Here is a 19,603-nt window from a genome sequence, read left to right as displayed (position 1 = left end):
GCCACCGAGTTGATCGCAGCGGTCACCTGCGTGATGTAGCCGGTGAGCGTGGTCTGGTCGGCCGCCGAGTCGGTCAGCGTGCTGATGTCGATCGTATTGACCGACGCACTGCCGCTCACCTTGTCCAGGATGCCGCCCTGGGAGCTGGTATAGAGCGAGTAGTTGGCGATCGTCAGGGTAATGGATCCGATGGTCGGCGTGCCGCCGACGCGGGAGAACGACGACACCAGGTCGAAAGTCGCCGGCGTCGCCGTCGTCGTGCTCAGCCAGTTCACGCCGTTGAAGGTCGCCGCCGACGCGGTACCCTGCATCTGCTGCTGGATCTGGGTGATGTCGGCCTGGATCTTGGTGCGGTCGATACCGGCGGTCTTGGCTTCGACCAGCAGCGACTGCAGCTTGGTCAGGCCGCCGGTGCTGTCGCCGACAACTGCGGTGAGTGCGGTATATTCGGTGTCGACGGTCGCAGCCGACAAACCGAGCGAGTCGGAGACGGCGGAGAGCGCGGCGTTGTCGGCGCGCATCGAGGTCGCGATCGACCAGTAGGCGGCGTTGTCCGAAGCGGTCGCGACGCGCTGGCCGGTCGAGATCCGGCTTTCGGTGGTCTGGAGGCTGGAGCTGACGTTGCGCAGGGTCTGCAGCGCGGTCATCGCAGCGGAGTTGGTGAGCAGACTTGAACTCATGTTTGACGTCCCCTTGAAAACGAATTGAGATTTTTGGGACATACCGGGCTTGCACCGGTACGGCAGGGCGGCATCATGCCTTTGGGCCGCGGAAAAGCGCGCTCAACCTGCCGTAACAGCGGCGATAGCACGCGAAGTTTGCGCGAGGCTTGTGGCTATGTGACCGGACCGCAGAAGGGTGAGCCCAATTCGAGGCGCCCAGTTGACATCTCGACGCGCGAACAGCGCACACTAAAATGAAAAGAGCCGCGCCTCTTGCGAAGCGCGGCCCCCTCGGGTGGTTATTTGGGCTTAGCGGAACAACGAGAGGATGCTCTGGCTGTTCTGGTTGGCGATCGAGAGCGCCTGGACGCCGAGCTGCTGCTGGGTCTGGAGCGCCTGAAGGCGGGTGGATTCCGCGTTCATGTCGGCGTCGACGAGCTGACCGACACCACGATTCACCGAGTCCATCAGAGTCTTGACGAAGTCCGTGTTGGTCGAGATGCGGTTCTTGACGGCGCCGAGGTCGGCGGCGGCGGACGCCACCGAGTTGATCGCAGCGGTCACCTGCGTGATGTAGCCGGTGAGCGTGGTCTGGTCGGCCGCCGAGTCGGTCAGCGTGCTGATGTCGATCGTGTTGACCGACGCACTGCCGCTCACCTTGTCCAGGATGCCGCCCTGGGAGCTGGTATAGAGCGAGTAGTTGGCGATCGTCAGGGTGATGGATCCGATGGTCGGCGTGCCGCCGACGCGGGAGAACGACGACACCAGGTCGAAGGTCGCCGGCGTCGCCGTCGTCGTGCTCAGCCAGTTCACGCCGTTGAAGGTCGCCGCCGACGCGGTACCCTGCATCTGCTGCTGGATCTGGGTGATGTCGGCCTGGATCTTGGTGCGGTCGATACCGGCGGTCTTGGCTTCGACCAGCAGCGACTGCAGCTTGGTCAGGCCGCCGGTGCTGTCGCCGACAACTGCGGTGAGTGCGGTATATTCGGTGTCGACGGTCGCAGCCGACAGACCGAGCGAGTCGGAGACGGCGGAGAGCGCGGCGTTGTCGGCGCGCATCGAGGTCGCGATCGACCAGTAGGCTGCGTTGTCCGAAGCAGTCGCCACGCGCTGACCAGTCGAGATCCGGTTTTCAGTGGTCTGGAGGCTGGAGCTGACGTTGCGCAGGGTCTGCAGCGCGGTCATTGCAGCGGAGTTGGTGAGAAGACTCGAACCCATTTTGATGTCCCTTTGAAGATTGAGTTGATTGGGGACATACCGGACTTGCACCGGTACGACAGGACGGCGTCATGCCTTTGGGCTGTGAAAAGTGGTTAGAGCCCAACCTGTCGTACGACGACCGTAACGGCTGAAGCTTGTGCGGAGCTTGTGGCTCTGTGTTCCGGCAGCAACAGGGCAGCCGGAATTGCGACGTGGGCGAGACGTGGCATCAAACGAAAGGGCCGCGCTTCGCGAGAAGCGCGGCCCCTTCAGATGGTTTTCAGGCTTAGCGGAACAGCGACAGGATGCTCTGGCTGCTGCTGTTGGCGATCGAGAGCGCCTGAACGCCGAGCTGTTGCTGGACCTGAAGGGCCGACAAGCGGGTGGACTCCTGGTTCATGTCAGCGTCGACGAGCTGGCCGATACCGCGATCAACCGAGTCCATCAGCGACTTCACGAAGTCCGTATTGGTCGAGATACGGTTCTTGACGGCGCCGAGGTTAGCGGCGGCCGATGCCACCGAGTTGATCGCAGCGGTGACCTGCGAGATGTAGCCATCGAGCGTGGTCTGGTCGGCCGCTGAGTCGGTCAGCGTGCTGATGTCGATCGTGTTGACCGACGCGCCGCCGCTCACCTTGTCCAGGATGCCGCCCTGGGAGCTGGTATAGAGCGAGTAATTGGCAACCGTCAGCGTGATGGCACCGGTGGTCGGCGTGCCGCCGACGCGGGAATACGACGACACCAGGTCCACCGTCGTCGGCGTCGCCGTCGTCGTGCTCAGCCAGTTCACGCCGTTGAAGGTCGCCGCCGACGCGGTGCCCTGCATCTGCTGCTGGATCTGGGTGACGTCCGCCTGAATCTTGGTGCGGTCGATACCGGCCGTCTTGGCTTCGACCAGCAGCGACTGCAGCTTGGTCAGACCACCGGTGCTGTCACCGACAACCGAGGTCAGAGCGGTGTATTCGGTGTCGACGGTCGCGGCCGACAGACCGAGCGAGTCGGAGACTGCGGAGAGCGCGGCGTTGTCGGCGCGCATCGAGGTCGCGATCGACCAGTAGGCTGCGTTGTCCGAAGCGGTCGAGACGCGCTGGCCGGTGGAGATGCGGGTCTGCGTGGTGGCGAGTTGGGAGCTCACAGACCGCAGGGTCTGGAGGGCGGTCATGGCGGTCGAGTTCGTAAGCAGGCTTGACATTGCGAATGTCCCTTTATGTACGCGTTACATTTTCACGAGGGGACATACCGGGCTTTCACCGGTACGGAGGGGCGGCATCATGCCTTTGGACTGATATGGGTGGGGTCCAACCCGCCGTGCCGCATTGCTAGCACGACGAATCTTGCTCCCGGATTAATACGAGCCTGAATTATCAAGCAAAATCATATGGTTAACATCACTTTTTGCTAACCTTAACCAACCGTTAGGTCGATGGTCGCTCCTATGAGAACGACCGCACCAGTCCGGAGGCCAGCAGATTCCAGCCGTCGATCAGCACGAAGAACAGCACCTTGAACGGCAGCGCGAGGATCGATGGCGGCATCATCATCATGCCCATCGACATGGTCAACGTTGCCACGATCATATCGATGACGAGGAACGGCAGAATGATGAGGAATCCGATTTCGAACGAACGCCGGAGCTCGGAGATCATGAACGCCGGGATGATGACGCGCATGTCGATGCGCTTGTCGTCGAGCTTCTTGCGGAAGCTTTCAGCGGCGAGCGATTCGAACGTCTGCAGGTCCTTGTCGCGGACATGCGCCAGCATGAACTCGCGGAACGGATCGCTGATCTTCAGATAGGCATCCTCCTCCGAGATCTCGTTCTTCATCAGCGGTTGCACGCCGGTCTCCCACGCGCGGTCGAAGGTCGGCGCCATGACGTAGAAGGTCATGAACATCGCGAGGCTGATCAGCACGAGATTCGGAGGCGTCGTCTGGAGGCCGAGGCCGGCGCGCAGGAACGAGAGCGCGACCGCGAAGCGCGTGAAGCTCGTCACCATGATGAGCAGCCCCGGTGCAACGGACAACACCGTCAGCAGCGCCATCAACTGGATGATGCGGCCGCTGGTCGAGCCGTTACCCGGCGGCAGCAGCGAATTGAGGTCCGGGATCTGGGCGAACGCCACTTCGGGCAGCACGACCAGCAACAATGCAAGCAGCAGGACTCTCAATTTCACTGGATCACCAACGTCTCAATGATCAATTCACGGACCTTGCCGGACGAACGGATGCTGGCGCGCTCTGACAGGTCGTCGCGCAGATGCTGAAGCCCGCGCGTGCCTTCAAACTGCGCAACCGAGGCCGACCGCAGATAGGTGACGATGTCCTCGCTGATATGGGCGGCGAGGATGCCGGCATCCTCGTCGCTCATGCTGTCGGTCACCATGGAGGCCTCGACCCGGGCCCAGTTGTTGGCCGGCGCGGCGAGATTGGTCACGATCGGCGACAGCTTTCTGAGCCGCGCGCTGCCGGTGTAGCTCGACGCAATCGGCGGCGGGGTGGCGCCCTTCTTCGCGTCGGCAACGCGCTCGGCGGCAGCGAACAGATGCAGACCCGCAAGCGCGCCGGCGCCGATGGCGACCAGGGTCAGCACGACGATGGCGGCGATCAGACGCATCACGCCCCCTGCTCCCACGACGCTCGAGCCTCAGAACGGTGCCACGGCATCATAGATCCGATGTCCCCATCCCGGCTGCTGCACGTCAGACAGATTTCCACGACCACCATAGGACACGCGCGCCTCGGCGATCTTCTCGTAGGAAATCGTGTTGCCGCGCGAGATATCGCGCGGACGCACGATGCCGCCGACGTTCAGCACCCGCATCTCCGTGTTGACCTTGAATTCCTGCGAACCGCTGATCATCATATTGCCGTTCGGCAACACGTCGGTCACGATGGCGGCGATCGAAAGCTTGATATCCTCGGCGCGATCGATCTGGCCGTTGCCTTTGATTTGGGTGTTGGTCGAGAGGTTGGCGTTGGTCTGACCGGTGTCGCTCCACCCGGCGACGTTCATCAACCAGTCGAGCCCGAACTTGATCTGCGAATCACGTGAACGATCGGTCTTGTTGTCGAGCTTCGCCTTGTCCTGCATCGAGATGATCACTGTCACGACGTCGCCGGTGCGCCGCGCGCGCGGATCACGGTAGAGATCGGTGCCATCGTCCCAGGTCGACCGATAGCTCACGGGGGTACGGACGCGCGGCGTTACGGGAATGGGATCGGCCTGCGACCGCAGGCCGCTACCGACCGGTGACACCTGCGGGCCGGTCAGGACCTCGGCGGGGTCGTGGGAGCATCCGGCAAGAAGCACGAAAGACAGGATGAGGATCGGCTTCTTCATTTACTTGGTCTTTCCGTCGTCCACGCGACGCATTCCGCCGAGCACATCGGCGAGATGGGCCGCGCGTGACGTCTCCATCTCGTTGAAGATCGCGCTCGAGCTCCGCGGGCTGAGCTTTGCAAGCACTGCGGCGGCGGTCTCGTCGGCCATGCCGGCAATCTGGGTCGCGGCCGCGTCCGGCTTCATGCGCGAATAGATCTCGACGACGCTCGCTTCCGCTTTCTTCAGGAAGTCGTCGCGCAGCGCCATCCACTTCTCGTATTCGGCGCGCTTGGCCTCGACTTCGGCAATCCGCTCTCGCAGCAGGCTCTCGGCCTTCTCCAGTTCTTTCAGCTGCCAAGCGAGCCTGGCATCGACGGCGGGATCGGCCACGTTGTTGCAGAACAGCGCCACTTCGTTGTCCGTAGGCGCGATCGCCTGGGCGGGCGCCGGCTTCGGCGGCGCGGTCACGCTGCCGGGCCTCGCCGGACGCGTCGGCACGGATGCGGGCGCCGGCGCCGGCACCTCCGACGTCGGTACCGCACCAGTGATCGCGGGACCCGAATCTTCGGCTGCCCAGGCCGTTGCCGGCGTGTTGTCGCCCGGTGCCGTCGTCGCATGCGGTTTCTGCGGTCCGGGCGCACGCGCCCGGGCGAAGGAAAGCAAGTTGAGCGGCTTCGACGGCTTCGGTTCGTCCAGCGCCAGCACCGGTGATGCGCTCGCGAGCGCGAACATCGCGGCCAGGAGAAGGAGTTGCGCTTTGTGATCCAGCTTCAGCATCGGGCCGCGTGCGATTCTCGGTCGAGACCTGAGCATTGAGCGACCAAGCTTGCACGACGCTTGTGCATCATTGCACGATGACTTCAGCCTGCAGAGCGCCGGCCGTCTTGATCGCCTGGAGGATTGCGATGATGCCGGATGGCTTCAGTCCGATCTGGTTCAACCCGCGCACGAGACGCTGGAGATCGACGCCGCTCAGGATCGCCACCTGCGATCCGGCCTCGTTGGCCTCGACCACCGTCTGGGGCACCACGACCGTCTGGCCTTGCGAGAACGGCGCCGGCTGCGACACCACGGGCAGCTCGGTGACACGGACCGTCAGATTGCCGTGCGTGACCGCGACGGTCGAGATCCGCACGTCGCGTCCGATGACCACCGTGCCGGTGCGTTCGTTGATCACCACCCGCGCCGGCGTGTCGGGTTCGACGGTCAGCTCGCCGATCTCGGCGAGGAACCGAACCGGGCCGACATAGCGCGGCTTGGACAGCACGATCGTCCGGTAGTCGCGCTCGAAGGCGATCTGGGCGCGATAGCGGCCGCCGGCATAGCGATTGACGGCGTCGAGGATTCGCGTCGCCGTGACGAAGTCGGGATTTTTCAACTCCAGCACCAGGTATTCCATCTCGTGGAGGCTTCCCCGCACCTCGCGCTCGACCAGCGCGCCGTTCGGGATGCGGCCCGCCGTCGGCGTGCCCTGGCTGACGTTCTGTGCCTGCCCCCCGACGCTGTAACCAGCGACCGTGACCGCGCCCTGCGCCACCGCGTAGACCGCGCCGTCAGCCGCGCGCAATGACGTCATCACCAGCGTGCCGCCGAGCAGCGACGTCGCATCTCCAAGCGACGAAACAGTCACGTCCATCCGTTCACCCGGCCCGATCGACGGCAGCAGGTCCGCGGTCACCATCACGGCGGCGACGTTGCGCGTACGCAGCGTCGTCGGCCGCGCCGGATTGGTGGTGCTGGTCGTCTCGTTGCGAACGTTGATGCCCATGTTTTCGAGCATCGACTGGAGCGACTGTTCCGTGAACGGCGCATTGCGCAGCGTGTCACCGGTCCCGTTGAGGCCGATAACCAAGCCGTAGCCCACGATCTGGTTCTCACGCAGCCCCTTGATATCGGCGATGTCCTTGATGCGGACGGCTGCCTGGGCGCCGGCGGCGGAAAAAGCGAGGACGAGCGCGAGCAGAAATCTGGTCATGACCCGTCCGCGACCTTGACGGTGCCGTCCGCCTGGACGATCGCCCTGATGATCACGCCCGTGTCGGTGTTCCGCACGGTGATGAGCGAACCCGGCGCGCCGGATTGCATGGCCGCACCGTAGGTCACGATCGACAGGCCAGAGTCTTCGACCACGACCTTGACCATGGCGCCACGGGCGATGGTCCAGGGATCTTCCACCGAATTGGTCGGGATCGGCTGTCCCGGCAGCAGCGCCCGCCGCGCCATGCGACCGACGAGGACCTGACGCCCTTCGACGAACATGGCGACGCCGAGCACGTTCGGCGCAAAGCTGCGCTCGGTGATCATGTCGTCCCTGATCAGTTCGCCGGCGCGGATCGCGACCGCCGGCACGGGAAGCCGCCGCTCGTCCGCCGCAGCGAGTTGCGCGGAGACGAGAACCAGCAGCGCAGCGGCCAACCCGCGCACGATCAGGCCCACCCTGTTCAACATGGACACACCGGAACTAGCGACTGAGACCCTTCGATACCGTCGAGGCCATTTCATCCGACGCCTGGATGACCTTGGCGTTCATCTCATAGGCGCGCTGCGCCGAGATCAACTCGGTGATCTCCTTGACGGGATCGACGTTCGAGGCCTCGAGATATTGCTGGTTGATCTTCCCGTAGCCAGCATCGCCGGGGAGACCAACGACCGGCGTGCCCGACGCCGTGGTCTCGCGATAGAGATTGCTGCCGAGCGGCTCGAGACCGGCCTCGTTGGCGAAATTAGCAAGGTTGAGCTGCCCGATCTGACGCGGATTGATTTCGGTATCCAGCTTGGCGAACACCTGGCCGGTCTGGTTGACAGTAACCTGCACCGTTCCCTGCGGCACCGTGATGGCGGGATCCAGCAGGTAGCCGTCCATCGTCACCAACTGGCCGTTGGCGTTGGTGTTGAACGAGCCCGCGCGGGTGTATTGCACCTCGTTGTTCGGGCCGAGCACCTGGAACCAGCCGCGACCGTTGATCGCGAGGTCGTACGGATTCCCGGTCTGCGTCAGCGCACCCTGGATGTGCAGCTTGCGGATCGCGGCCGACTTGACGCCGAGACCGAGATTGGCGCCCTCCGGGATCGGCGAGGCACCATTGACGTTCGCGACGCCCTGCATGCGGTCCATCTGGTAGAACAGATCAGTGAATTCAGCACGCGCCCGCTTGAACGACGTCGTGTTGATATTGGCGATGTTGTTCGCGATGACTTCGATATTGGTCTGCTGAGCATTCATGCCCGTGGCGGCGATGGCGAGCGATTTCACCTATGTCATTCCTTCAGATCAAATCGACATGCGAACGACTTCTTGGTAGGCCTGCACGACCTTGTCGCGGACCGCGACCGCGGTCTGCAAAGCCTGCTCGGCCGACATCAGCGCCTCAACGACCTTCCGCGTCGATTCCTTGCCCTGCATCGCCGAGATCGACGCCGCCTCGCCCGCCTTCAGAGTCCCGATCGCGTCCGAGGTCACCTGCTTCATCATGGAATCGAAGCCGAGATCGCCGGCGGACTGGACCGTGGACGTCCCGGTCGGCACAATGGACAGTGTTTCGGTGGCGCGCGACGCGGCTTGTCCAGCGGTGATCGCGGTAGATGAAATCGCCTCTAGCATTGTCAGCTCCTCAGCAGATCAATGGTCATGCCGAGCATCGACCGCACTTGTTTCACAACCTGGAGATTGGCTTCATAGGATCGGTTCACTTCCCGCATGTCCGCCATCTCGATCATCATGTTGACGTTGGGCATCTTGACGTAGCCGGCCTTGTCCGCCGCGGGATGACCCGGGTCGTACTCGACGCGATACGGCGTGGTGTCGACCCCGATCTCCTTAACTTTCGCCAGCTGCGTGCCCGAAGCGCGATCCATCGCGGCATCGAAGGTGATGGTCTTGCGCTGATAGGGATCGGCACCGGCGGTACGCCCCGTCGAGCTCGCATTGGCGAGGTTTTCCGAGACGATGCGCATGCGCGTCGACTGCGCTTCGAGCCCGGAGCTCGCGACCGTCAATGAAGCCGATAGAGGGTCAAGCATGTCGATTCACCTCAGGTCTTCGCACCGGTCATGACCATGCGGTTGAACGACCGCACGATCGCCGAATTCATCGAATAGTCGCGATTGACGTCGCTGCCCTTGATCATCTCCTGCTCGAGGCTGACCGAGTTGCCGGAGTGGACGACGTCCCAGCTGTCCTTCTTCGCGGTTGCGCGCGTGTCGGTCTCGGCTGGAGACAGCTGCATGTGCGCGGGCGATGTCGTCGCAAGCCTGACCGGCATTCCGTCGAGCACCTTGTTGAACGGCTCCACGTCGCGTGCCTTGAAGCCGGGCGTATTGGCATTGGCGACGTTCGTGGCGATGGTCGATTGGCGAAGCTCGAGCCAACGTGCTTGCGACGATGCGAGTTCGAAGAGATAAAGCGGTCCCACGACAAACCCCATTGTGATCCATTGGAAAGAACCCTAGGGCGTTAAGCTTTCGTCAAGCTGTTGCGCGAAGCACCATCCTCGGAAATCTACTGAACCTTCTCGGGACGCGGCGCCTGCTTCGACTGCAGGAAGTAGATGATTTCGGCGACCGGGCGGAAGAATTCGGCCGGGATCACCTGGTCGACCTGCACGGCCTCGTAGAGCGCACGCGCGAGCGCCTTGTTCTCGATCACCGGGATCTTGTTCTGCTCGGCGACCTCGCGGATCTTCAGCGCGACCAGATCCATGCCCTTGGCCACCACGAGCGGCGCCGGGTTCTCCTCGCGCTGATAACGCAGCGCAATCGCAAAATGGGTCGGGTTGGCGATCACCAGCGTCGCGCGCGCGGCGGAAGCGATCATGCGCTGGCGCGAGCGGTCGCGCGCCAGAGAACGCAGGCGCGCCTTGATCAGCGGATCGCCTTCGGCCTGCTTGTGCTCGTCCTTGATCTCTTGCTTGGTCATGCGCAGCTCGCGCCGCCAGTGGAAGCGCGCCCAGGCGAGATCGATTGCGACCAGCACGATGGTCGCGATGCAGATCGCCGATACGATCCGCATCGCAATGGTGAGGATCATTTCCGGCAGTGCGACGGGATCGGTGTACATCGCCTCGAACGCCCTCGCCTCCGACGATCGCAGCACGAAGCAGACGACGGCGGTAACCGAGGCGAGCTTGAACAGCGATTTGGCGAACTCCACGAAGCCCTGCGTTCCGAAGATCCGGCTCCAGCCACTGGCCGGCGAAATCCGTGAGAAGTCGGGCATGATGCGGTCCAGCACCAGCCGCGGCGCATTCTGCAGCAGCGAGGCCGCGAGCCCGAATACCGCCAGGATCACGACCAACGGCACCAGGAATCGCAATGCTTCGAGGCCCACCACGGTGAGAAGGTTCTGCGCATCCGCCGCGGAGCCGAGGGGGAAGCCGGCGGGGTCGTCGAGAAATCCCTTCAATGTCGGCGTCAGCTGCTGCACGCCCTGGCCGATCAGGAACGCTTGAATCACCATCAGCGCCGCCATGGACGCGAACATCGACGCCTCCCGAGAGACCGGAATGTTGCCCTGTTCGAGCGCATCGCGGACTTTCTTCTCGGTCGGCTCTTCTGTTTTGCTATCCTGGTCGGATGTCTCTGCCATGCCCGTTCAGCGGTCAGCGGAAGACCAGCTCATCCTCCTGCTCGGGGTTGAGCTCGATTTCACCCTTCTCGGCGAGGTCCAGCGCGAGGTCGGTGATCACGCGGCGTGCTTCCAGCACGTCGCGCTGGTTCGACGGCTCGCCGATCGCGAGTTCGTGCTCGACGACGCGACGGACGCGCGAGGCGACCGAGGACAGGATCAGCTCGCGGAAGTGCTTGTCGGTGCCCTTCAGCGCCACGACGATGCGGTCGGTCGGCACCTGGTCGAAGATCATGGTGCGCGCCTTCGGCGTCAAGTTGACGACATCGTCGAAGGTAAACAGCAGCTCCTTCAGAACTTCGGCCGACTTCGGCCGCTTTTCCGACAGGCTCTTCAGCATGTCCTCGATATGGCCACGCTCCATCTTGTTGATGATGTCGGCGACGCGGGCGTAGGTATCCGCGCCGAGGTTGCGTGCGAAGTTGAGCGTCAGGTCTTCGTGCAGCGTCTTCTCGAGAACCTTCATCGCGTCATCGACGATCGGCTTAAGGCTGAGCACGCGCCGCATCAGCTCGTTGCGCAGGCTCGACGGCAATTGACTCATCACCTTGGCGGCGCAGGACGGCTTGACCTTGGACAGGATCAGCGCCGCGGTCTGTGGATGCTCCTTCGAGAGATAGGTCGCCAGCGAATTTTCCGACACCGACGAGACGCGGTCCCAGACCGACCGGCTCGAGTTGCCGAGCAGGTCCGACATGATCGCCGTGACCTGGTCGGCGGGAAGCACGTCGCCGAGCACGGCTTCGAGGCCACCGATGGTGCCGAGGATGTTTGCGCCCATCGAGAACTGCTGGGCGAACTCCTCAACGATCGCCTCCAGCTCCTGCGCCGTGATTGGCCGCAGCTCCGCTGCGGCCTTGGTGACGATGCGAATGTCCTGCGGCTCGAACTGCGCGAGCACGCTCGCGGCCGCCTGGCGGCCCATGGCCAGCAGAAGCGCCGCGACCTTTTCCGTTCCGCCCAGCGTGGCGACGCCTCGCTGCTTGATGGGAGCGATGCCGACCTGTGCCGCCATGGTCAGGAATCACTCTGCCCCAGCGGGCCGACGATCTCGGTCAGCGAGACACCGAAGCGGGAGTTGTCCTCTTCCACGACGACCACCTCACCGCGGGCCACGACGCGGCCATTGACCACGACATCGACGGGCTCGCCGACGCGATGATCCAGCGGAACCACGGCACCGCGGCCGAGCTTCATCAGATTCGCCACCGGGATCGTCGCCGATCCCAGCACCACCTGCATGGTGACGGGAATGCGCAGGATGGCATCGACATTGGCGAACTTGCCGGTCTCTTCGGCGGTGCGCGCGGCAATCTCCGCCAGCCGCTCCAGCGGAGACGTCTCGGCATCATCGGATGCGGTTGCAGACTCGTAGTCGAAGGATTGCGCCATTTGGTATCGCCTCTTGGTATTTCCGCTCCCGGAGCGCCGCGACGTTCCGATTGATCTCTTCAGCCGGTGCCAGCCTCAATGCTTATTGACCTCGGCCCCGCTCACACTCGCAGCAGGCTGGAGCCCGCTGCGCGCATCGAGTGCAGCGATCGCCTCGTGGGCCTGATCGATTTTCGTGCTCAGCACATGGGCGAGCCGGCCCAGATTCGCGGTGGAATCATGCGCCGCGGTGATCACGGTATCGAAAGCCCCTGCCGTCTCGTGAACGATGCTCGAGAACTCGCCCTGATAGCTGCGCAGCCGCGCCAACTCGCGGTGCATCCGCGTCACCCGCACGCTGGTGAACGCCAGCGCAATCAGCAGCACCGCATCAACGAGATAGGATATCATCGACGAACTCCCGCTTCTGATCGACGGGATCTGCCACCTGCATGGCGTAGTAGCCATCGAGCTGGCCGATCTGACACCAGAACAGCACCTGGTTGTTGCTCTCGAGCCGCGCCAGCGTGCGCGGCGTGGCCTCGAGCTCCAGGACCTGCCCTACCTTGAATTTCACCACGTCCTCGAGCGAAATCATCTTCTCGTCCAGCACCGCACTCAGCGTCACCTCGGTGCGATGAACCTCGCTCTCCATCTGCTCGCGCCAGCGCGGGTCGGCGGCGCGACCGTCGCTGACGACAACGTGAGCGAGCTTCTGCCTGAGCGGGTTGAGCGCGGAGTGCGGAATGATGAGGAACATCTGACCGCCGCGATAGAGCGCCTGCACCATGATGTTCGCGCAGATCGACATGTTGCCGCTGCGCCCGATCGCCAGGGATGCCATGGCGGTCTCGACCCGCTCGACCCGGAAGGTGACGTTGGAGGTACCGGCGAAGGCGGTTTGCAGCGCCTTGGCGAACCGCTCGAACAGCGCCTGGACCAGACGAATCTCGATATTCGAGAACGAACGCTCGACGTCGAGCGGCGGTTCGGCGCCGTCGGAGCCAAACATCGCCTCCACCATGGTGAACACGAAGTCGCGGTCGAGCACGATGATGACGCGAGAGTCCCACTGCTCGGCATAGAGCACGGCGGCGACCGCATTGCCCTCGTAGTCCTTTACGATGTCGCCGACCCGATCGTTGGTGATGCCGTTGACCGAGAAGTAGCAGGGTGTTCCCGCCATCGGCTGCAGGCTGTCCGTGCATGATGCTGCCATGCGATCGAAGATCACATTGAGCATCGGCATGCGTTCGATCGAGATGCCGGCGGCATCCAGCAGATAGTTCGGCAGCTGCTTCCGCTGATCGATCTCGACGTCTTCCATCGTCATGCGCGTGCAGCCTTGGGTTCAGCGTCACTCACGACAGCCTTAGGACCCGCAATCGTCTCGTTTTCGACGACGTCGATCGACGGCCGCTCGCCGCTCGCGATCATCTTGCGGCCGTGCTCGACGGCGATCTGCGGCATGGCGCCGTTCATGAATGCCAGCAGCGTCTGCTTGACGATGATGTAGGGGCGGCACTTCTTCTCGCGCGTCATCTTGATCTTCAGTGCGAAGGGCGAAATGATGCCGTAGGACAGGAAGATGCCGGCAAAAGTGCCGACCAGCGCCGCACCGATGAAGCCGCCGAGCAGCTTCGGCGACTGATCGAGCGCACCCATGGCCTTGATGACGCCGAGCACGGCGGCGACGATACCGAGTGCCGGCAACGCCTCTGACACCGTCACCAGCGCATGGTAAGGCGTCAGCTTGCTTTTTACGATGGTGTGGATCTCCTCATCCATGAGCGCCTCGATCTCGTGCGTGCGCGCATTGCCCATGATGATGAGGCGAACATAATCGCAGATGAACTGGAGCAGCGCCGGGTCCCCGAGCACACTCGGAAACGCCTTGAAAATCTCCGAGGACGAGGGATCGTCGATATGCGCTTCGACCTCGTTGCGGCCCTTGCCGCGCAGCTCGCGCATCAAGGCATGAAGCGCTCCGAGCAGATCGAGATAATAGCGCTCACCTGGCACCGCGCCGGTGATGGCCTGCATGCAGGCGACCCCGGTGTCCACGACCGTCTTCCACGGATTTGCCACGATGAAGGTGCCGACCGCGGTGCCCATGATGATCACGAATTCCCACGGCTGCATGAGCACGGCCAGATGCCCGCCCATGGCGGCAAAGCCGCCGAGCAGTGCCGCCACCGTGATGAAAATCCCCACGAAACTGAGCAACCCACCACTCCATCGCCGATCCCATCGGGAATATCTAGTCGGCGACGCTTGCGCGAAGCTGGTTTCGGCATGGCCAGCCCCGCGCAAGCAATTCGCGGCAGCTTGGGACGATGTCGCAAAGGCGGCCAAAGGGGCGCGTGCCATGCTATCGACCATCGCGGACTACACCAGAATAACGAGCAACATGAGCAAGTCGATGACGCAAGTCGCGACGGAGCCGGATGTCAGCCGCGAGACCGACTATTTCCTGAGCCATATCGGCAACGTGAAGACGATCGACGACTTCCTGGGAGACTATCGGCTCTACTCCTATGCGATGAAGGCCTATGGCCTCAGCGACATGACCTACGCCAAGGCCTTCATGCGCAAGGTGCTGACCGAAGGCGTCTCGGACAAGGATGCCTTCGCCAACAAGCTGAGCGACTCCCGCTACCGCGAATTCGCCACGGCCTTCAATTTCGCGGCAAACGGCACCAACGCAACCTCGACCACCGCGGCCACCACCGGCACGGCCACCCAATACGTCACGCAGACGATGGAGCAGAATGCCGGCGACCAGAATGAGGGCCTGCGGCTCGCGCTCTATTTCACGCGCAAGGCTTCTTCGATCACCAACGCCTACCAGATCCTCGCCGACAAGGCCCTGACCCAGGTGGTGCAGACCGCACTCGGCTGGTCGTCCACCGTCAGCTCGAGCGACATCGACGCTCAGGCCAACATGATCACGAAGAATATCAATCTCACCGATTTCCAGGACCCGACCAAGGTCACCAAATTCGTGCAGCGTTTCGCGGCGATGTATGATGCGACCCAGGCGCAGAGTGACACTTCGACCAACCCCGCGCTGGTCCTGATCACCGGCGCGTCGACGTCGTCGGCCACCATGGATACCGACATGCTCACGACACTTCAGAACATCAAGTTCAACAGGTAAACCATGCAATCGGCCCTCTACGTGGGATTGTCGGCGCAGGTTGCGCTGGAAAAGCGCCTTCAGACGATCGCCAACAACGTCGCCAACGTCAACACGTCCGGCTTTCGCACCGACGTCGTGAAATTCGAGACGGTTCTCTCCAAGGCCGCCGCCAATCCGGTCGCGTTCTCCTCGCCCGGCGAGAACATCATCTCGCGCGAGGCCGGCAACATCACCGAGACCGGCAACCCGCTCGACGTCGCCGTGGTCGGACAGGGCTGGATCGCCTTCGCCGGTCCCAACGGCACGGTCTATACCCGCGATGGCCGCCTCCAGATCGCGCCCAATGGCGACCTTCAGACGGTGTCGGGCTTCCCCGTCATCGATTCCGGCGGCGCGCAGCTTACGCTCGACCCGAACGGCGGACCGGTCGCGATCTCGCGCAGCGGCGCGATCACGCAGGACAACAACGAGATCGGCACCATCGGTCTGTTCAACATTCCGGCCGATGCCAATCTCGATCGCTACGGCAATTCCGGCGTCACGCCCGACCGGCCCGCCACCGCCATCGCCGATTTCAGCCGGGACGGCTTCAAGCAAGGCTATGTCGAGGGCTCCAGCGCCAATCCGATGATGGAGCTGACGAAGCTGATGTCGGCCTCGCGCGCCTTCGACAGCACCAACTCGCTGATCGACGGCACCGAGAGCACGCTCCGGAACGCAATCCAGACGCTGGGCGATCCCAGCAAGTAGACTGCGCGTCGCGCGTAATTTGGGTGGACGGTTTCCTTGAACGCTCTTCGCCAACTTGAGTGGGCACTGCTCGAGCTTCAGCAGGGTACGCCGCTGGCAAGCATCAGCGGCGCGATCTCCGAGATTGCGCCAACGCATTTCCGCGTCTCCGGCCTGTCGCGTTCGGTCAAGCTCGGCGAGCTGATCGGCGTCAATTCCGGAGGCAGGCCCCAGATCGGCGAGGTTGTGCGGATCGACAGCGACGGCATCGTCGCCAAGCCGTTCGACCGGCAATTCGCCGGCGGCCTCGGCTCGCTCGCCTACCGCATGCCGGCCCTGTCGTTCGCACCGGATCCGAGCTGGAAGGGTCGCGTCATCAACGCGCTCGGCGCGCCGCTGGACGGAATGGGTCCCCTCGCCCCGGGATCGCGGGCCATCTCGGCCGAGACCGAGGCGCCGCCGGCAATGAAGCGCGCGCGCGTTCACAAGCCGCTGCGCACCGGCGTCCGCGTCATCGACCTGTTTGCACCGATCTGCGCCGGCCAGCGCGTCGGCATCTTTGCAGGCTCGGGCGTCGGCAAGTCGACCCTGCTCGCCATGCTCGCCCGCAGCCAGGGCTTTGACACCGTCGTGCTGGCGCTGGTCGGCGAGCGCGGCCGCGAGGTGCGCGAATTCATCGAGGACGTGCTTGGCAACGATCGCAACCGCTCCGTCACGATCGTATCGACGGGCGATGAAAGCCCGATGATGCGGCGGCTGGCGCCGAAGACGGCGATGGCAGTGGCGGAGTATTTCCGCGACCGCGGCGAATCGGTGCTGCTCGTGGTCGATTCGATCACCCGGTTCGCCCACGCCGCCCGCGAAGTCGCGCTTGCGGCCGGCGAGCCCGCGGTGGCGCGCGGCTATGCCCCGACGGTCTTCACCGACCTGCCGCGCCTCCTGGAGCGCGCCGGGCCCGGCGAGGAAGGATCCGGGACCATCACCGGCATCTTCTCCGTGCTGGTCGACGGCGACGACCACAATGAGCCGATCGCCGACACCATCCGCAGCACGCTGGACGGGCACATCGTGCTCTCCAGGCACATTGCCGACCAGGCGCGGTATCCTGCCGTCGACGTGCTCGCCTCGGTCTCCCGCCTTGCCCACAACGTCTGGGATCCCGAGGAGCGCGAATTGGTGAGCAAATTGCGCACCCTGATCGCCAAATACGAGGACACCCGCGACCTCCGCCTGATGGGCGGATATCAGTCGGGACGCGATTCGGGGCTCGACCAGGCCGTCGACATGGTCCCACGAATCTACAACGCGATGCGACAGGACGCCTCCGCTTCGCCCAGCGCCGATCCGTTCCGCGAGCTGCGGGACATGCTCAAGGGCGACTAGCGGCGAAGGCACGCTAGCCGAGTGCGCTGGCGGATGGCCTGCGTCCGCGCATCTTGCGCTCGATCCACGCATCTCGTGGCACAAACTGCATAGTCGCTTGATCGCCAGCAACGTTCTCCGCGCGAATCTCAACCATTGGGGTGAGCCGATCGGCCTTGTCGTGGACGTACGACATACGGATGATATTTGCGGGCACGACATCGCGACAACCGCCACGTGCAATCCCTGCAAATTCCCCCGGGCGCTTTCCTTGGCGATTTCCCTAGCGATTTCCCTGGCGATTTCGCAGGCAGATCGCGGAAGTTGTGGATGACTGTCGCGATACATATCGCCTGTCGTGCACAAGCTTCGATCAATTACATCGAGGACGAACAACAATATCCGTGCAATCAAACTGTCGTAAAGCTGCGCGCACCTAGCCCGCTAGACTACGTATGGCGTTCACCATCATGTGTCCTGAACAGTGAGATTGTCTTGAACGTTACATTCGACGGCAACGACATTCGTTCTCTACGGGTGTCTTGACTTGATTTTGTTGAGAAGCTCATTCATCGTTTCGACGGAACATAAGAAACGTCTGCGTGTAACTTGAACTCTGGGGCTTCGGTTGAACAACTCCGATCCATCGTCCGGCAGTGACGGCAGCTCGGGCTTGCACCATGGCGGAAAGCGGACTTGGGGCGCCGCACGCGCGAATCCCGGGGCGAGGTAGGAATTCATGCCGTTGGCGCGCGAAGCCGTCGAGCTGCTGGTTCAGGCGGCCAGAGCCTGGTATTTCGAAGGCAATCAACACGGGTTGCGTGATCGGGAGTGGATGGCACTGCGCTTTCTCTGCCGCGCCAATCGATTCTCGCGCACACCATCCGCGCTCGCCGGTTTCATCGGCGCGACCAGAGCGACCGCATCGCAGATCGTCAAGACGCTGGAGAGCAAATCCTTCCTGGTGCGAAAGCCGTCGCAGGAAGACAAACGCTCTGTCGTGCTGCACGTCACCCCGCAGGGTGAGAAATGCCTGAACCAGCACGATCCGATCAATCACGTGGTGAATGCCGTCGATTCGCTCGGCACCGAGGAATGCGTCAGGCTGCGCGACTCGCTCCGTGAAGTCCTCAATCATCTCGATGCGGCCCATCAGCGACTTGATGCCAGCATCTGCCGCGATTGCATGTTCCTGGCCGAGCGCAGCCCCGGCACCGGCAAGGGACGCGGCGCCGCCGAGTTCATGTGCCGGCTGTACCGCGCCCCGGTCTCGCTCGACGAGACGGAGTTGCTCTGCACCAGCTTCGAGCGCACCCGCGACCGCCCCAAGATCGGGGAGCAACTCGATCGCGAGCGCGTGGCGAGCCAGGGTTGAGGTCGCGGAGCGCGGCGTGGCAGTGCCCATCTCACCGCTCTCTCCACCTCGTCATCGCGAGGAGCGTAGCGACGAAGCAATCCAGAATCCCTCCGCGGAAAAGACTCTGGAATGCTTCGCTTCCGACTTCGAGCTTCGGCGGACAAGGCGCTCGCAATGACGCAGTAGGGCACAGACTCGTCCTCCAAATGACGCTGTCATTCCCTGCGAAGGCGGGGAATCCGGTACGCCGCGGCCTCTCGGCTCAATCACAACCGCCTCTGGAATACTGGATCGTCCGGTCAAGCCGGACGATGACAGCGAGTGTGTAGATGCGGACACGCCCTCGCGTTCTCGCGGCGCAATTCGCCCGAGCTTTGCTTGATCTCTCCGCCCTCTTATCCGAGAGGGCGCAGGGAAGGCCGGGTGCTGACCTCGCACCCGCGGTCCGCTGCGCGAATGTAGCGCAGTGAAAGACCGCACAGCAGCATACAGGTGAAGCCCAACACACGGCCTTCCCTGCGCGATGGGTTGACGGCTTATGCCGTGCTCTCCCGGGAGCCGAATTCCTTCTGGCCTCCCTCGCCTCGCGAATTGACGATGTGGTTGATCCGGTTGGACGCTCCACATCTCCGCGACGGCTTGACCGGAGCAACGACGGCCGGGACCACACGGTTTTGCCGTACGCGCATTCGCCTGATGCCACAGGGTTTTCCCGCACTGTCGACGTTGCGGTAAAAATGTTGGCGAGACGAATTTCACAGCGCCGCTCGTCTGCACGCGGTTTCGGGCTCACAGGGACTACCCGCCCTGCCCGCACCCTCTCGTGCCGACGCTG

Annotated in this window: 23 protein-coding genes; 4 read left to right on the top strand and 19 right to left on the bottom strand. The window is 63.3% G+C overall.

Going from position 1 to position 19,603, the window contains the following annotated elements:
* The 19 genes from JQ587_RS26445 to motA all read right to left on the bottom strand — a co-directional run.
* Positions 1–680 (bottom strand): flagellin N-terminal helical domain-containing protein (locus tag JQ587_RS26445; RefSeq protein ID WP_212427260.1); only part of this gene is annotated, 680 nt, incomplete at its 3' end.
* Between the two features lie 291 nt (positions 681–971).
* Positions 972–1,880 carry a flagellin N-terminal helical domain-containing protein gene (locus JQ587_RS26440; RefSeq protein WP_212427259.1) on the bottom strand — a complete coding sequence of 303 codons (909 nt, stop codon included), beginning with the start codon at positions 1,878–1,880 and terminating at the stop codon, positions 972–974.
* 268 nt (positions 1,881–2,148) lie between these two features.
* The gene (locus JQ587_RS26435) at positions 2,149–3,054 is read right to left on the bottom strand and encodes a flagellin N-terminal helical domain-containing protein (RefSeq protein ID WP_212301477.1); all 906 of its coding nucleotides are present in this window, start codon (positions 3,052–3,054) and stop codon (positions 2,149–2,151) included.
* A gap of 241 nt (positions 3,055–3,295) precedes the next feature.
* Entirely contained in the window at positions 3,296–4,036 is a 741-nt protein-coding gene (fliP, locus tag JQ587_RS26430) for a flagellar type III secretion system pore protein FliP (RefSeq protein WP_212301478.1), read from the bottom strand.
* Positions 4,033–4,476: a flagellar basal body-associated FliL family protein gene (locus JQ587_RS26425; RefSeq protein WP_212427274.1), complete on the bottom strand. Its 444-nt coding sequence runs from the start codon at positions 4,474–4,476 to the stop codon at positions 4,033–4,035. Before JQ587_RS26425 ends, fliP begins: the two co-directional genes overlap by 4 nt.
* Positions 4,477–4,506: 30 nt before the next feature.
* A complete protein-coding gene (gene flgH, locus JQ587_RS26420) occupies positions 4,507–5,202 on the bottom strand; it encodes a flagellar basal body L-ring protein FlgH (protein ID WP_212427258.1) in 696 nt (231 codons plus the stop codon).
* Positions 5,203–5,961, bottom strand: coding sequence for a MotE family protein (locus JQ587_RS26415; RefSeq protein WP_212427257.1), 759 nt, complete (start codon positions 5,959–5,961; stop codon positions 5,203–5,205).
* Between the two features lie 67 nt (positions 5,962–6,028).
* Positions 6,029–7,159: a flagellar basal body P-ring protein FlgI gene (gene flgI / locus JQ587_RS26410; RefSeq protein WP_212301481.1), complete on the bottom strand. Its 1,131-nt coding sequence runs from the start codon at positions 7,157–7,159 to the stop codon at positions 6,029–6,031.
* Positions 7,156–7,632: a flagellar basal body P-ring formation chaperone FlgA gene (flgA, locus tag JQ587_RS26405; protein WP_212427256.1), complete on the bottom strand. Its 477-nt coding sequence runs from the start codon at positions 7,630–7,632 to the stop codon at positions 7,156–7,158. The genes flgI and flgA overlap by 4 nt, the downstream gene beginning before the upstream one ends.
* Positions 7,633–7,645: 13 nt before the next feature.
* Positions 7,646–8,437: a flagellar basal-body rod protein FlgG gene (flgG, locus tag JQ587_RS26400; protein ID WP_212301483.1), complete on the bottom strand. Its 792-nt coding sequence runs from the start codon at positions 8,435–8,437 to the stop codon at positions 7,646–7,648.
* A gap of 18 nt (positions 8,438–8,455) precedes the next feature.
* The gene (gene fliE / locus JQ587_RS26395; RefSeq protein ID WP_212427255.1) at positions 8,456–8,785 is read right to left on the bottom strand and encodes a flagellar hook-basal body complex protein FliE; all 330 of its coding nucleotides are present in this window, start codon (positions 8,783–8,785) and stop codon (positions 8,456–8,458) included.
* A 2-nt stretch (positions 8,786–8,787) separates the two neighbouring features.
* Positions 8,788–9,204, bottom strand: a complete 417-nt coding sequence (flgC, locus tag JQ587_RS26390; RefSeq protein ID WP_128964459.1) for a flagellar basal body rod protein FlgC — start codon at positions 9,202–9,204, stop codon at positions 8,788–8,790.
* A gap of 11 nt (positions 9,205–9,215) precedes the next feature.
* Positions 9,216–9,596 (bottom strand): flagellar basal body rod protein FlgB, encoded by a 381-nt coding sequence (gene flgB / locus JQ587_RS26385; RefSeq protein ID WP_349630165.1) that lies wholly within the window; start codon positions 9,594–9,596, stop codon positions 9,216–9,218.
* Between the two features lie 86 nt (positions 9,597–9,682).
* Positions 9,683–10,768 carry a flagellar biosynthesis protein FlhB gene (flhB, locus tag JQ587_RS26380; RefSeq protein WP_212301486.1) on the bottom strand — a complete coding sequence of 362 codons (1,086 nt, stop codon included), beginning with the start codon at positions 10,766–10,768 and terminating at the stop codon, positions 9,683–9,685.
* 13 nt (positions 10,769–10,781) lie between these two features.
* Positions 10,782–11,822, bottom strand: coding sequence for a flagellar motor switch protein FliG (locus JQ587_RS26375; protein WP_212301487.1), 1,041 nt, complete (start codon positions 11,820–11,822; stop codon positions 10,782–10,784).
* A 2-nt stretch (positions 11,823–11,824) separates the two neighbouring features.
* On the bottom strand, positions 11,825–12,199 hold the full coding sequence (gene fliN, locus JQ587_RS26370) for a flagellar motor switch protein FliN (RefSeq protein ID WP_200469626.1): 375 nt from the start codon (positions 12,197–12,199) through the stop codon (positions 11,825–11,827).
* 75 nt (positions 12,200–12,274) lie between these two features.
* Positions 12,275–12,589: a hypothetical protein gene (locus JQ587_RS26365; protein WP_212427254.1), complete on the bottom strand. Its 315-nt coding sequence runs from the start codon at positions 12,587–12,589 to the stop codon at positions 12,275–12,277.
* On the bottom strand, positions 12,570–13,511 hold the full coding sequence (locus JQ587_RS26360; protein ID WP_212301489.1) for a flagellar motor switch protein FliM: 942 nt from the start codon (positions 13,509–13,511) through the stop codon (positions 12,570–12,572). Before JQ587_RS26360 ends, JQ587_RS26365 begins: the two co-directional genes overlap by 20 nt.
* Entirely contained in the window at positions 13,508–14,404 is an 897-nt protein-coding gene (motA, locus tag JQ587_RS26355) for a flagellar motor stator protein MotA (RefSeq protein WP_212301490.1), read from the bottom strand. Before motA ends, JQ587_RS26360 begins: the two co-directional genes overlap by 4 nt.
* A gap of 142 nt (positions 14,405–14,546) precedes the next feature.
* On the opposite strand from motA, the gene JQ587_RS26350 reads away from it, so the two are divergent.
* The 4 genes from JQ587_RS26350 (at position 14,547) to JQ587_RS26335 (ending at position 18,786) form a co-directional block, all read left to right on the top strand.
* Positions 14,547–15,338, top strand: coding sequence for a DUF1217 domain-containing protein (locus tag JQ587_RS26350; protein WP_212301491.1), 792 nt, complete (start codon positions 14,547–14,549; stop codon positions 15,336–15,338).
* A 3-nt stretch (positions 15,339–15,341) separates the two neighbouring features.
* Positions 15,342–16,070 (top strand): flagellar basal-body rod protein FlgF, encoded by a 729-nt coding sequence (gene flgF, locus JQ587_RS26345; protein ID WP_212427253.1) that lies wholly within the window; start codon positions 15,342–15,344, stop codon positions 16,068–16,070.
* 36 nt (positions 16,071–16,106) lie between these two features.
* Complete coding sequence (gene fliI / locus JQ587_RS26340) at positions 16,107–17,432, top strand: flagellar protein export ATPase FliI (protein ID WP_212427252.1); 1,326 nt, start codon at positions 16,107–16,109, stop codon at positions 17,430–17,432.
* Between the two features lie 718 nt (positions 17,433–18,150).
* Positions 18,151–18,786, top strand: a complete 636-nt coding sequence (locus JQ587_RS26335; RefSeq protein WP_212427251.1) for a MarR family winged helix-turn-helix transcriptional regulator — start codon at positions 18,151–18,153, stop codon at positions 18,784–18,786.
* Positions 18,787–19,603: the final 817 nt, after the last annotated feature.

The organism is Bradyrhizobium manausense (assembly GCF_018130615.1).
Taxonomy (GTDB): Bacteria; Pseudomonadota; Alphaproteobacteria; order Rhizobiales; family Xanthobacteraceae; genus Bradyrhizobium; species Bradyrhizobium manausense_A.
Note: the sequence above shows the minus strand (reverse complement) of the source record. Positions and strands in the feature narration are given on the sequence as shown.